This window comes from Streptomyces sp. NPDC001985 (assembly GCF_040296845.1).
Taxonomy (GTDB): domain Bacteria; phylum Actinomycetota; class Actinomycetes; order Streptomycetales; family Streptomycetaceae; genus Streptomyces.
Genome location: NZ_JBEOYB010000009.1, coordinates 30,019 through 44,074 on the forward strand (window position 1 = coordinate 30,019; position 14,056 = coordinate 44,074).

Genomic DNA, 14,056 nt, shown 5'->3' on the forward strand with positions numbered 1-14,056 from the left:
GCAGGATGCCCGAAAAACCCCGCGGAGGTTACTCGGACGAGTGTTTTCGCTCTCACTTGATCGTGAGTAGGGTGTGGTCCCGCTGCCGGTGACCGACGGGGAGATCCGGCCTGATTCGGCCTGGCGTGAATGCCCGCGGATGGTGTCGTGTCATCCGGGGGAACGGGGGAGGGGATCGTGCCTGCTGGTTCGTTCGACGGGCAGTACGTCTGGCATCCGGCGGCTGACGACCACCGACTGGCGCGTGCGTGTATCGACGTCAAAGCCGGCCGGTACTTCAGTGCGCAGGAAGTGCTGCGTGACGCCCGTGGCGATTTCGACGTCCGCGCCCACCGGTCCCTGGTGCTGGCCTCCGAGGCCGCGGACTCCGATCTCGCCGAGCGCTGGCTCGGCGAGGAGCCGGGGCCCGAGTCGGCGCTGCTGTGGGCGCGGGTGGCGATGCTGCGCGCGCTGCGCTCCGCCGACGCCCGCGACCCGCACACCGACGCCCTGGTGGACATCGCCAGGGCCGCCTGCGAGCGGGCGGCCCGGATGTTCCCCGAGGACCCGACGCCCTGGGTGGCCCACCTCGCCCTCGCCCGCATCCGCCGCCCCCTCGACCCCGCCCCGCGCGGCATGCTGACCGCGCCCCCGGGGCCCTGGCGGGTCTTCTCCCGCATCATCGGCCTCGATCCCTGGAACCGGGAGGCCCACCACCGCTTCCTCGCCTTCTTCTTCACCCGGTACGGCGGCACCGCCAGCGCGCGCTGGGACGTCGCCACCTTTCTCAGCCACCGGGCGCCGGTCACCTCGGCGCTGCGGCTGCTGCCGCTGGTCGCCCTCGCCGAGGAGTACGACCCCGCCTCCCTGCTCGGCTACCGCGCCTGGCGCCGCCCCCAGTGGGTGGCGACCGCCACCGGCAGCTACACCCACTGGTTCCCCCTGCTCGCGAGCTACCGGTTCACCCCGGTCCTCGACCTCTCCTATCTGGCACACGCGCTCTACATGGGCCGGCGCGAATTGGAGGCGCGGGAAGTCCTGATGGCCATGGGTCCCTATGCCGCACGAATGCCCTGGAGCGTTTTCGGAGCCCCCGACGAACAACTGACCAAGGCGAGACGCGCTTGCGGGCTCCCCGTACCCAGTTCCCACTGAGCCCCGCCGGAGGTCCGGCCGACAAGGAATGGAAAGGACGCTGCCGTGTCCGAGAGAACCACTCTCCCCGCCCAGCGGAAACGTCGCCACGAGGGTGATTCGGTGCCTATCGACGACGATGCGACACTCCATGCGATGGGTTATCCCAGAAAACTCACGCGGAGATTCAGGGGATTCGACAACTTTGCCATCTCCTTCACCATCATCAATATCATCTCCGGTATCTTCTCCGCCTTCGGCTTCGGGATGGGGGCCGGCGGCCCGCTGATTCTCGTCTTCGGCTGGATCAGCGTCTCCATCATGGTGCTGTTCGTCGGCGCGGCGATGGGGGAAATAGCCTCCGCCTATCCGACGAGCGGTGCCCTCTACTTCTCCGCCGGGAAACTCGCCAAGCGCCACCGGGGCGCCTGGTCCTGGTACACGGGCTGGCTCAACTTCGTCGGCCAGATCGGCGGCACCGCCGCCACCGGCTACGCCGCCGCCACCTTCATCCAGGCGTTCATCGTCATGCAGTGGCCCGGCTACACCGTGACCGGGCAGAGCACCGTGCTCATCACCGCGCTGATCGTGCTCTTACAGGCACTCGCCAACACCTACACCGTCCAGCTCGTCGCGACCCTCAACCGGATCTCCGTGTGGTGGCTGCTGATCGGAATGACGGTGATCGTCCTCAGTCTCGTACTGGTCCCCACGCACCATCAACCGGCCTCCTTCGCCACGCATTTCGTGAACACCACCGGGTTCAGCCACGGCGTGTACGCGGCGATGCTCGGACTGCTCGTGACGAGCTGGACGTTCACCGGCTTCGACGGAAGCTTTCACATGTCGGAAGAGACGGTGAAGGCAACCGTCAACACTCCCAAGGGCATCATGCGGGCCATCGGCGGCTCGGCGGTCGCCGGACTGATCCTTATGCTCGCCCTGGTGTATGCGATCCGCGATTACTCGGCTACAGCGAGTGCTTCGGCGCCGCCCGTGCAGATTCTCATTGACGCCCTCGGCGCGAGCACGGCCAAGCTCCTCCTGCTGATCGTGATCGGCGCGATGCTGTTCTGCGGACTCGCCAACATGACCAGCAATACCCGGCAGATCTTCGCCTTCGCGCGGGACGGCGCGATGCCCGGTTCCCGGCTGTGGCATTCGGTGTCACTGCGCACCCGCACCCCCGTCAAGGCGGTATGGCTGGCCGCCGCGTGTTCCCTGGTGCTGATCGCCCCCGCCTGGTGGTCGCACACCGCGTTCACCGCCATTGTGAGCGTCAATGTGGTGGGCCTCTATCTCGCCTACGGCGTCCCCATCTACCTGCGGCTGCGCCTCGGCGACGCGTTCGAGCCCGGCCCCTGGCACCTCGGCCGCTGGGGCAAGCCCATCGCGCTCACGGCCGTCGTCTGGATCGTCTTCAGCAGTGTGCTCTTCATGCTGCCGCACGCCTCCCCGATCACCCCCACCACCTTCAACTACGCCCCGATCGCCCTCGGCGCGGTCCTGCTCATCGCCACCGCCTGGTGGTTCACCACCGCGCGCCGGCGCTTCCAGGGGCCCGTCAGCTACGGCAGCCCCGACGAGGTCGCCGCCATGGACCTGATCTGACCGCCCGGCACTCGGGCGCACCCGCACGGGACCGACGCGGAACGACGCAACCGACAGAACGGATTCCTTCCCATGAACAACCCTCTCGCCCAGGAGGCGGCCGGACTCACCGTCACCGCCGCCTCGCCGGAGGACTGGCACGAGGTGGCCGCGTGGGCGGTCGCCGAAGGCTGGAACCCCGGCCGCGGCGATGTCGCCTGCTTCCACCCCACCGACCCGGCCGGCTTCTTCGTCGGCCGTATCGGAGCCGAGATCGTCTCGTCCGTCTCCGTCGTCGCCTACTCGGACCGGTACGCCTTCCTCGGCTACTACGTGGTCCGCTCCGACCTGCGCGGCCGGGGCCTCGGCATCGCCACCTGGAAGGCGGGCTTCGGGCACGCGGGAGACCGGCTGGTGGGACTGGACGCGGTCCCCGCCCAGCAGGCCAACTACCGGCGCTCCGGCTTCATCCCCGCGTACGGGACCGTCCGCCACGCGGGCCGTCCCGTGGCCTCGGGCACCGGAGGCGCGGGCACGGTCCCCGTCGCCCCGGAGCATCTGGACGCCATCGCCGCGTACGACCGCGACTGCTTCCCGGCCGGGCGGCGCGCCTTTCTCTCCCGCTGGCTCACCGCCCCCGGCCATCTCGCCCTGGTACGGCTGCGCGACGGGCGGGTCACCGGCTACGGCGCGATCCGCCCCGGCCACGACGCGCACCGGGTCGGCCCGCTCTTCGCCGACACCAGGCAGGACGCCGAGGCCCTGCTCGACGGCCTCACCGCCCATCTGGGCCCGGACGACGAGATCGCCGTCGACATGCCCGAGACCCAGCCGGAGGCCGAGGAGATCGCCGCCGCGCGCGGTCTGGCACCGCAGTTCCCCACCGTGCGCATGTACACCGGACCCGCTCCGGAGCTGCGCACCGAGCGGATCTTCGGAGTCACCTCGCTCGAACTCGGCTGAACCCGAGGGCGGTCAGGACGGGTTCGCGGGCGGCATCCCGGGCGGCGGTGCCGGGGTGCCCCCGGTGCCGTACCCCGGGGAAGCCGGTTCCGCCGGCGGCGGCGGTGTCTCCTCCGCCGGCGGGGGCTCCGGCGAGTCCGGCGCGGCGGGCGACTCCGGTGCGGACGCGCCGGGGGACGGGGGCTCCTCGGCCGGCGGCGACGCGGGCTCCGGCGAGCCCGGCGCCGGGGACCGGTCCGGCTCCGGCGAATCACCCGGCGGCGGCGAGTCCCCGGGCGCCGAGGGGGAGTCCGGCGGGCAGGTGACCCCGCCGCCGGACGGCGAGGTGCAGGGAGCCAGCGGGTCCCGCGCGGGCGGGGCCGTCTCCTTGTCCGTCTTCCCGGTGTGCCCGGCGGGCCGCGCGATCCAGCCGTCGCTCCTCTCGTCGAAGAGCACGAACTCCTTCACCGGTTCCCTCGCGGGCTCCACGGTCACCAGCCGGGCGGGGCTGTAGCCGGGCCACGGCTCACCCACCCGCTTCGCGTCGCCCTTGAGCGCCGTCGGCGGCAGCAGCGGATTGCCGCAGGCACAGCGGACCTCGGGCACACCCCGGTCGTCGATCAGCACCGCCGTACCGGCCTGGAGCACGGCCTGGTAGCCGGTGGCCCCGCCGTCGCGGTAGCCGTGGTTGGTCACCCGGGTGTCCAGCCGCAGCAGAACCGGGGTCAGCGAGCGCAGATGGTCCGGCACCGCGTCCGGGCCGATGCCCAGAACGGACGCGAACGCCCGGTTCTTGTCCGGATCGGCCGTCAGAAAGCTGATCTGCTTCTCCACATCGCAGCTCGCGACATTCCGGCTGCCGCCGTAGAGCCCCGGCGTGGAACCCGACACCTCGCGGGTGGTCGGGGGCTGCGCCGACGCGGTGCCCGCCGGCTGGGGGGACGGCGTCGCGGGGGCGGTCTGGGCCACGGTCGACGGGGTGTACGGGTCCGGTCCCGCCGACCCCGCCGCCTGGAGGAACACCTCGCTCCGCGCGCTCGACCCGCCTCCGCCCCGGCCGCTCAGCACGACCGCGAGCACGACCGCCACGACCACGGCGGCGGCGAGCGCCGCCACCTTGGGCACCGAGCGCCACCACGGCGCGCCGCCCCCGCGCGGCCCCTCCGCCCGGCCGGGCCCCGGCGGTTCGCCCGGCCCCCGGGGCCCGCCCGGCCCGCCGGGGCCACCGGTCCCCTCCGGCCCGCTCGGCCGGCCGCCCCCGCTCGGCCGCTCCGGGGGCGGCGGGACGGACTCCCGGTCCGGCCGCCCCGACAGAGGGCCGGACGGGGGACCGGTGGGGCGGTCGGACGGCGGGGGTTCGGTGCTCATGGGGTCTTCTTCCCACGGTGAGAACAGAAGCGACGGGGCTCCGGCGGCGCGCGGAACGGGCACACTCTCCGGTCATTGTGTGCCCCGGAATCCGGGAGTCCGCAAGCGGGCGCCGCATCCGGCCCTCCCCGGCGGGCGGTGCGGCGCCGGGCTGCTTAGCGTGGCAGCGTGAGCCAGCAGGGAAGCCGGCGGGGAACGCCGGACGGCGCCCGGGCCGCGCCCGCCCCGCACGGCTGGGCCCAGGCCCTCGCGGCGGTCGCCGCCGGACTGACGGCGCTGATCGGCACCGCCGCGCTCGGGGTGTGGGCGGCCGGCGCCCCGGGCCTGCCCGCGGGTGCCTACCCTCATGTGGTCTCCGCCGTGGCCGTCCTGGCCGCCGGCGGGACCGTCGAGCTGACCGGGTCGGCCGGGGCCGCCGCCGGCGCCGAGGCGCGGCTCACCGCCGTACCGCTGTCGGTGACGCTCGCCGGAGCCCTCGCCCTCGCGGGCGGCTTTCTGCGGCCCCTGCGCCACCGGGCCGTCACCGGCACCGGGGAACTGGCCGGCTGGGCGGGCAGGATCGCCGTGCTCTGGGCCGTCGGCCTGATCGCGCTGGCGGCCCACGCCCGCCGGAGCTTCGCCGTCCGGCCCGGCGGCACCCTCTCCGACCTCGGCGAACTGCTCGGCACCACACCGCGCGTCGGCTTCCGCGCCGATGTGCCGCTCACCGTCGTGCTCGGACTGCTCTGGCTCGCGGGCCTTCTCCTGCTGACCCTGGCCGTCTCCCGGGGCGCGCCGCTGCCGGCCCGGCTGGTGCGCTTCCAGGAGCCGGTGCGGCCCGCCGCGCACGCGATGGTCGTGCTGCTGCTGGTCTGTGTCGCCCTCGGGGTGGTCGCCGCGCTCGTCGTCGCTGTCACCCGGGGCCACCCCACCGAGACTCTCGCCGTCGTCCTGCTCGGACTGCCCAACCTGGTCTGGCTCGCCCTCACCCTCGGCCTCGGCGCGTCCTGGGACGGCCGCGCCGAAGGCCCCTTCGGGCTGCCCGTGCCCCGGCTCCTGGAGCAGGTGCTGCGCATCCCCGAGGGGGGCACCCTCGATCTGCGCACCCTCTCCGCCCACGACGGCCGTGTCTGGTGGCTGCTCGCGGGAGCGGCGCTCCTGCTGCTGGGGGCCGCCGTCGGCGCGGCCGCGCGCTCACCCGCGCGGACCCGGCTGTGGCGGCACGCCCTGCGGATGGCGGTGGCGCTGGTCCTCACCGTCCTCCTGATCTGTCTGACCGTACGGGTCCGGGCTCACTCCGGGCTGTCGCTGCTCGGCCTCGGCGACCTCGGCGGCGGGCTCTCGGCGGAACTCTCCCTCACTCCGAGGCTCTGGTCCGCGCTGGGCCTCGCCGCGCTCTGGGGCCTGGCCACCGGCTGCCTCGGTGCCCTCGTCGCCCGCCCGTTCCACCGCCGCGGCGACACCGGGGCCGGTCGGGAGGGGGACCCGAGCCGGGGCGCGGGAGCCCGGCAGGGGCCGGAGGACGGACCCTAGAGCGGACCGCCGGTGACCGGGCGGGCCCACTCCGGCGGCGCCGGCGGCGGGCCGGTGGTGTGCGCCGGCGCCCCCGTGAGGGCCTCGGTGTCCCCCCGGGGCGCCCGGTGGTCCGAGCGCGGCAGCCGGGCCGCCGTCGCCGCCCGCAGGGCCGTGACGAACTCCCCGCAGGAGTCGTACCGGTCGTCCGGCTGCTTGGCGAGCGCCTTCGCCAGGACGGCGTCGACCGCCGCCGGGAGATCCGGGCGCAGCTCCGTCAGCGGCGGGGGCGCGTCGAACTGGTGCGCCCACAGCAGCGCCATGTCGTCCTCGCGCTCGAAGGGCGGTGACCCGGCCAGGGTCTCGTGGACCACACAGGCGAAGCCGTAGACATCGCAGCGGGCGTCGACCGGGCGCCCGGAGATCTGCTCCGGCGCCACATAGTCGAGGGTGCCGACGAACTGGCCGACCGTGGTGAACCCGGTCAGCGAGAGCGACTTCTTCGTCAGCCCGAAGTCGGTGAGGTAGACATGCTCGGGATGGTCGCTGTCGGTGCCCTCGGCGACCAGGATGTTGCCCGGTTTGACATCCCGGTGCACCAGATGGTGGCTGTGCGCCGCGTCCAGCGCGGACGCGACCTGCGCGGCGATCCGGCCGGCGGTGGCCACGGGCAGCCGCCCCTCGCGGTTGAGCAGTGCCCGCAGGTCCTGGCCCGCCACGTAGCGCATGGCGATGTAGAGCAGGCCCTCCGTCTCGCCCGCCTCGAAGACCGGCACGATGTGCGGGTGGTCGATGGCCGCCGCCACCCTCGACTCATGGGTGAACCGTTTGCGGAAGGTGTCGTTGCGGGCCAGCTCGGGGGCGAGCAGTTTGAGGGCGACCGTGCGGTCCAGCCGCAGATCCCGGGCCCGGTAGACCACGGCCATCCCGCCGCGCCCGATCTCCGCCTCCACGAGGTACCCCGCGATCCGGCCGCCGATCAGATCGGACGCCCGCCCGGCGGGCAGGCCGGTCTCCCGCGCCGGCCCCGCCATCAGAGGCCGCCCCGCCCGGTCCCGGGCCGGTCCGGCTCCCCGCCGTCCCCGGCACCGGGCCGCTCACCGGCGCGGCGCTCCGGCCGCCCCTCCGGACGCGCGGGGTCGACCACCCGGGTCGGCTCGCGGCGCGCCCCGTCCGGCCCCGGGCCCCGGGTCGGCGCGGTGCGCTCCCGCACGGGCGGCCGGGCGGCGGCACCGGATCCGGCGTCCGGGGACGGGCCGGGGCGCCCGTGCGCCGCCGGTTCCGGGGTGTCCCGGGCGTTCGCGGTGTCCGGGCTGCCCTCCGGGCCGTCCGCCGCCTCCGGAGCCCCCGGAACGGCCCCGGCGGGGCCGGCCGAGACCGCGAAGGTGCTCAGGCTCCGCCCGTCCCCGTACACCCAGCGTCCGTGGTCCGCGTCGTACAGCCACACCGACTCGCCCTCCACCACCACCCCCACCCGCAGCCCTCGCGTCCGCCGCCGGAACGTCTCCCCGTCGATCCGGCCCGCCGCCAGTTCCTCGGCCGCCTGCCGGTACCGGGCCAGGGAATCCCCGGTCCTGGTCAGCAGGGGGCGGGGGTCGGCGGTGCGGGCCGGGGGGAGACCGGCGGCCGGGGGGTCGCGGGGCACGGCGAGCAGCAGCCGGCCGTCCACCCACGCCCGCCAGCCGTTGGCACACAGGATGTGCGACCAGTCGCCGCGCCGGTCGATCAGCCGCACCGGCAGCAGCGGGTCGAGCGGCTCGGTCGGCCGGGAGACATCGGGGGCCTCCCAGGCGGGGAGCCCGTCGCCCGGGACGACATGCGTCGGCTGGAAGTCCTCGGTCGTCATGGCGCGCCCGCGCTACTTCCGCATCACGGCGGGCTCATGGCGCCGCAGCAGCCACAGGACGAGCAGTCCGAAGACCACCGACAGCGCCACCAGCATGCCCATGTTCGTCAGCCAGGCCGCGGCGGAGTGCTCGAACAACGGGTCGCGGGCCTGCTCACCGGGCACGATCGCGGCGAGTGAGATGGTGCCCGCCATCGCGCCCAGCGCCCACCGGGAGGGCACCAGCCAGGCCAGCTGCTCGGCCACCGGCAGCCCGCTCACCTTCAGCAGCGCCCCGCAGAACACCACCTGGACGATGGCGAGGAGCACCAGCAGCGGCATGGTGACCTCCTCCTTGCGCACCAGCGCGGAGATCAGCAGCCCGAGCATCATCGCGGTGAACGACAGCAGCGCCACCGCGAGGGTGATCTCCAGCAGCGGGGGCATCAGCACCCCGCCGCCCGGCGCGCCGAGCCGCACCCCCGCGAGGGCCACCAGGGTCAGGACGACGGCCTGGAGCACGGTGATGGTGCCGAGCACCACCACCTTGGACATCAGATACGCGGATCTGGACAGCCCGACGGCGCGCTCCCGCTGGTAGATCACCCGTTCCTTGACCAGCTCCCGCACCGCGTTGGCCGCGCCGGTCAGCACCCCGCCGATGCAGAGGATGAGCAGCGCGTTCATGGCCGTCTCGGCGGTGAGCCGGCCACCGGCCAGCGCCCGGGCCATCGCGCCCATCACGAACGGCAGCGCGATCATGATGGCGAGGAAGGTGCGGTCGGCGGCGAGGGCGGCGGTGTAGCGGCGGACCAGGGTCCAGAGCTGGGCGCCCCAGCTCTGGGGCTTCGGCGCCGCGGCGAGGACGGCCGCCGCGTCGTCCGGCGCCGCCACCGGCGCGGGGACCGGCCGGTCCGGCGCGTCGTAGCGGTCGCGCAGCGGGGAGGTGGCGTAGGTGCCCGCCCAGTCCCGTCCGCGGTCGTTCTCGAACGCCTCGAACGCCTCCGGCCACTGGGTGAAGCCGAAGAACGGCAGCGCGTCCCCGGGCGGCCCGTAGTAGGCGATCCGCCCGCCGGGCGCCAGCACCAGCAGCCGGTCGCAGACATCGAGGCTCAGCACACTGTGGGTGACGACGATGACGGTCCGTCCGTCGTCGGCGAGCCCGCGCAGCATGTGCATCACCGAGCGGTCCATCCCCGGGTCGAGCCCGGAGGTCGGCTCGTCGAGGAAGAGCAGCGACGGCTTGGTCAGCAGCTCCAGGGCGACACTCACCCGTTTGCGCTGGCCGCCGGAGAGCTTGTGGATCGGCTGGCCCGCCCGCTCCTCCAGGCCCAGTTCCCGCATCACCTCGGCCACCCGGTCGCGGCGCTCCCGGGCCGCCGTGTCCTGCGGGAAGCGCAGTTCGGCCGCGTACCCCAGGGCGGCTCCCACGGTGAGCTGGGTGTGCAGGATGTCGTCCTGCGGCACCAGACCGATGCGCTGCCGCAGTTCGGCGTAGTCGTGGTAGAGGTCGCGGCCGTCGTAGAGGACGGTGCCGCTGTCGGCGGGGCGCAGCCCGGTGAGCGCGCCCAGCAGGGTGGACTTGCCCGCTCCGCTCGGGCCGACGACGCCGAGCAGGCACTTCCGGCCGACGGGGAACGACACATGGTCGAGCAGCGTCTTGCGGCCCCGGTCCACGGTCACGGTCAGGTCCTGGACATCGAGCGAGACCTCGCCGGTGTCCACGTACTCCACCAGCTCGTCGTCGATCAGACAGAAGAGGGAGTGACCGATGCCGATGACATCGCCGGGGGTCACCGGGGCGCGGAGGACCGGGCCGCCGTTGAGGAAGGTGCCGTTGTGGGAGCCGGCGTCGAGGATCTCGTGGGTGCCGTCCGGGTGGGCGAGCAGTTCGGCGTGGTGGCGCGAGACGGTCAGATCGTCGATGACGAGGTCGTTGTCGCCGCTGCGTCCGATGCGGACGGTGCGGGCGGGCAGCGGGCGCACGGAGGTCGGCCGGCGGAAGGCGCCGGTGGCGGCGGCCGGTGTCACCGGCGCGCACGACACGGAATCGGAGTCCGCGTCCGGATCGGCGGGGGAGCCGGGGACGGGACGGGAGTCGGCGACGGAGGTGGCGGCGGGGACCGGGACCGGGGCGGGGGCCGGGGCGGCGATCACCGCGCGTGGTCCGTCCGCCGCGCTGCCGAACCGGATGACACTGCCGGGGGCGATGCCCCACTCGTGGACGCGTCGGCCGTCGGCGAAGGTCCCGTTGGTGCTGTCCTCGTCCTGGATCGTCCAGTGGCCCTCCCGGGACCGCACGATCGCGTGGTGCCAGGACACCCGGACGTCGTCCAGGACGATATCGCTCTCGGGGTCGCGCCCGACGCGGTACTCGTGGCCCGGGCTCATCACGGTGGAGCCGTCGTCCGTCATGAGGACGAGTTCGGGCGCGGTCGGAGCGACAGGCCGCTCTGCCATGCTCGAATTCTAGCGATTTATCCTGATGTTCGCCTGGGCGGCCCCGACGCTCCGCCCCGGCCCGGTTCACGCCCGGCTGAGCCGCAGGGTCAGGATCTGGAACGGCCGCAGGGAGACCGCCACCGAGTCCCCCGCCGCCGACAGCGCCACGGGTGCTGCCTCCACCGGCCGCTCCAGCAGATCGGTGACCCGTGCCCCGGCCACCGGGAACCCGGTGCGCAGAGTGGCCTCCGACCTGCCGCCCGTGCTCTCGTACAGCCGTACGATCACATCCCCGGAGCGGTCGTCGGCGAGCTTCACCGCCTCCACCGTCACCCCCGGGCTGTCGGCGCGCACCACCGGCTCCGCTCCCCGCGCGTCCGCCGTCCGCAGCGGCAGATTGAGCGCGTACCCCTCCGCGACCGCGTCCTCCACCGTCGCCCCGGGCAGCAGCGCGTAGGTGAACCGGTGCGGGCCCTGGTCGGCCTCCGGGTCCGGGACCCGGGGCGCCCGGACCAGACTGAGCCGGAGCGTGGTCGTCGTACCGCCGTCCTCGCGGGTGGTGCGCGAGACATCGTGGCCGTAGGTCGCGTCGTTGATGACCGCGACCCCGTACCCCGGCTCGCCGATGTGCACCCACCGGTGGTGGTACGCCTCGAAGCGGGCCGCGTCCCAGCTGGTGTTGGTGTGGGTGGGCCGGTGCACATGCCCGAACTGGATCTCCGATGTCGCCCGTTCGGCATGGATGTCCAGCGGGAAACCGGCCTTGAGGATCTTCTCCGTCTCGTGCCAGTCGATCTCCGTCTCGATGTCGATCCGGCGGCTGCCCGCCCGCACGGTCACGGTCTGGACGATCAGCGACCCGCTGCCGAAGGCCCGTTCCACCCGGACCGCCGCGAGCAGCGGCCCCGGCGCCGTGACCGTGACGGACTCCGCGCCCGTCAGATCGCTCCAGCGGCCCCGGTAGTGCTTGTCGATGTCCCAGGCGTCCCAGTGGTTGGGGAGATCGGTGTGGAGCCGCAGCAGATTCCCGGGCCCGGCCAGCACCTCGCGCCCGGCGCCGAGATCGCGCACGGAGGCGAGGGTGCCGTCCTCGGCGAACACGACCCGCACCAGCCCGTTCTCCACCACCCGGCCCGTCACCGTCACCGGCGCGGGGGCCGTCCCGGACGCGGGAGCCTCCCCGGGCCCGGGGGCCGCCCCCGCGCCCAGCGGCGCGCTGCCGCCCGCCGGCACCCGCGTGAACACCGGCCCGCCGGCCGTCACCACGACCTCGGCCCGGTCCCGGGGCCCGGCGTTGAACACCCGGGGCGCGCCCGGCGCGGGCCCCGCCGCCGACAGCGCCCCGGCGATCAGCGTCTCCAGCTCGCGCGCCACCCGGGCGTACTCCGCCTCGGCCTCCCGGTGCACCCAGGCGATCGAGGAGCCCGGCAGGATGTCGTGGAACTGCTGGAGCAGCACCGTCTTCCAGAGCCGGTCGAGTTCCTCGTACGGATAGGAGTAGCCGGGCGCCGCGAGCGCGGCGGCCGTCGCCCACAGCTCCGCCTCCCGCAGCAGATGCTCGCTGCGCCGGTTGCCCTGTTTGGTGCGCGCCTGGGAGGTGTACGTCGCGCGGTGGCCCTCCATGTACAGCTCGCCCGACCAGACCGGGGCGTCCGGGTACTCCGCCCGCGCGGCGGCGAAGAAGGCGTCCGGGTGCTCGATCGAGGCCCGTGCCGAACCTTCGAGGTCGGCCAGCCGCCGGGCCCGCTCCACCATCTCCCGGGTCGGACCGCCCCCGCCGTCGCCATGGCCGAAGGGGACCAGGGAGCGGGTGCCCGCGCCCTTGTCGCGGAAGTTGCGCACGGCGTGCGCCATCTCCCGGCCGGTCAGTTCGGCGTTGTAGGTGTCCACGGGAGGGAAGTGGGTGAAGATCCGGGTGCCGTCGATCCCCTCCCACCAGAAGGTGTGGTGCGGCAGCTGATTGGTCTGGTTCCACGACATCTTCTGGGTGAGGAACCACTCGTTCCCCGCCAGCTTCGCCAGCTGCGGATAGGCGGCGTTGTAGCCGAAGGAGTCGGGCAGCCACACCCCCTTGGTCTCGATGCCGAAGTGCTCCAGGAAGAACCGCTTGCCGTGCACGAACTGCCGGGCGACCGCCTCCCCGCCGGGCAGATTGCCGTCCGACTCCACCCACATCCCGCCCACCGGCACGAACTGCCCGGCGGCCACGGCCCGCTCCACCCGCGCCCACACCCCGGGGTGGTGGTCGCGGACCCAGGCGTACTGCTGGGCCTGGGAGCAGGCGAAGACGAACTCGCCGTACTCCTCGGCCAGCGCCGTCGCGTTGGCGAAGGTGCGCGCCGCCTTCCGCCGGGTCTCGCGGACCGGCCACAGCCAGGCGCTGTCGATATGGGCGTGGCCGACCGCCGACACCCGGTGCGCGCTGGCGTGCGCCGGGCGGCTCAGGGCGGGCCGCAGCACCTCCCGCACCTCCGCCGCCGAACCGGGGATGTCGTCCAGGTCCAGCGCGTCCATCGCCCGGTCCAGCGTGTGCAGCAGCTCATGGCGGCGCGGCTCGCCGTCGCCCAGCTCCAGCGCCAGCTCCCGCAGCACCCCGAGGTCGAGCGAGAGCTGCCAGACCTCCTCGTCCAGGACGCACAGCCCGGCGGCGGTGAAGGTGTACAGCGGGGTGTCACCGGCCGTGGCCGGGTCGCCGAGCGGGGTCGGCACAAAGCCCCGGCCGAGGATGTCCGGGTTGGACGCGGCCTCCATCAGGAAGTCGATCCGCTCGCCGCCGGCGGCCCGCCGGGCCACCGGAACATAGCGGTTCCGCGGATTGACCGCCTTGAGCGGGGTGCCGTCGGCGGTGTGCACGAGCGCCTCGGCCTGGAAGCCGGGGCCCGCACCGGTGAAGCCGAGATCGAAGACGGCCTCCACCCGGCGGCCCGCCCACCCGGCCGGCACCTCGCCCCGCACCCGGAACCAGGTGGTGCCCCAGGGCGGACCCCAGGCGGTGCCCATCGGGAACGGCTCGTACCGCTGGGCCGCGGCCTCGGCGAAGGGCACCGGCTCGCCCGGCGCCTGCCAGGAGGACACCTCGCAGGGCAGGGAGAGGGAGTGGACGGCGGGCTGGATGCGCTGGACGAGGAGACGCTCGACACGGTCCTCGATCCGGCGTCGTTCATCGTGCATACCCTGCTGTCTACCCCGCCGGCCGGCCTCCTACCGCCCGGCCGGTTGTGCGCCCCGGAGTCCTCCCGCCGCCCGGCCGCCCCCCGCCGTCCGCGCTCCGCCGGCCCGCCCTCC

9 protein-coding genes are annotated in these 14,056 nt (G+C 74.1%); 4 read left to right on the forward strand and 5 right to left on the reverse strand.

The genetic code is table 11. The annotated features are described in order from the left end of the window. The first annotated feature begins 177 nt into the window (after positions 1-177). From ABT122_RS05850 to ABT122_RS05860, 3 genes are all read left to right on the forward strand, one after another. Positions 178-1,134, forward strand: a complete 957-nt coding sequence (locus tag ABT122_RS05850) for a hypothetical protein (RefSeq protein WP_351545943.1) — start codon at positions 178-180, stop codon at positions 1,132-1,134. Positions 1,135-1,269: 135 nt separating this feature from the next. Then, entirely contained in the window at positions 1,270-2,724 is a 1,455-nt protein-coding gene (locus ABT122_RS05855; RefSeq protein ID WP_351545946.1) for an amino acid permease, read from the forward strand. Positions 2,725-2,796: 72 nt separating this feature from the next. Then, positions 2,797-3,666, forward strand: coding sequence for a GNAT family N-acetyltransferase (locus tag ABT122_RS05860; RefSeq protein ID WP_351545949.1), 870 nt, complete (start codon positions 2,797-2,799; stop codon positions 3,664-3,666). Positions 3,667-3,678: 12 nt separating this feature from the next. On the opposite strand, the gene ABT122_RS05865 is transcribed toward ABT122_RS05860, so the two are convergent. After that, the gene (locus ABT122_RS05865) at positions 3,679-5,013 is read right to left on the reverse strand and encodes a DUF6777 domain-containing protein (protein ID WP_351545951.1); all 1,335 of its coding nucleotides are present in this window, start codon (positions 5,011-5,013) and stop codon (positions 3,679-3,681) included. A gap of 168 nt (positions 5,014-5,181) precedes the next feature. Between ABT122_RS05865 and ABT122_RS05870 the strand changes: the two genes are divergently transcribed. Continuing rightward, positions 5,182-6,525, forward strand: a complete 1,344-nt coding sequence (locus tag ABT122_RS05870) for a streptophobe family protein (RefSeq protein ID WP_351545953.1) — start codon at positions 5,182-5,184, stop codon at positions 6,523-6,525. Here the strand turns inward: ABT122_RS05870 and ABT122_RS05875 are convergent. The 4 genes from ABT122_RS05875 to ABT122_RS05890 all read right to left on the reverse strand — a co-directional run bounded on the left by ABT122_RS05875 (position 6,522) and on the right by ABT122_RS05890 (position 13,942). Beyond that, the gene (locus ABT122_RS05875; protein WP_351545956.1) at positions 6,522-7,538 is read right to left on the reverse strand and encodes a serine/threonine-protein kinase; all 1,017 of its coding nucleotides are present in this window, start codon (positions 7,536-7,538) and stop codon (positions 6,522-6,524) included. The genes ABT122_RS05870 and ABT122_RS05875 overlap by 4 nt on opposite strands. Continuing rightward, positions 7,538-8,350: an SH3 domain-containing protein gene (locus ABT122_RS05880; RefSeq protein ID WP_351545959.1), complete on the reverse strand. Its 813-nt coding sequence runs from the start codon at positions 8,348-8,350 to the stop codon at positions 7,538-7,540. Before ABT122_RS05880 ends, ABT122_RS05875 begins: the two co-directional genes overlap by 1 nt. Before the next feature lie 12 nt (positions 8,351-8,362). Next, on the reverse strand, positions 8,363-10,789 hold the full coding sequence (locus tag ABT122_RS05885) for an FHA domain-containing protein (protein ID WP_351545962.1): 2,427 nt from the start codon (positions 10,787-10,789) through the stop codon (positions 8,363-8,365). A gap of 66 nt (positions 10,790-10,855) precedes the next feature. Beyond that, positions 10,856-13,942 carry an alpha-mannosidase gene (locus tag ABT122_RS05890; RefSeq protein ID WP_351545965.1) on the reverse strand — a complete coding sequence of 1,029 codons (3,087 nt, stop codon included), beginning with the start codon at positions 13,940-13,942 and terminating at the stop codon, positions 10,856-10,858. Positions 13,943-14,056: the final 114 nt, after the last annotated feature.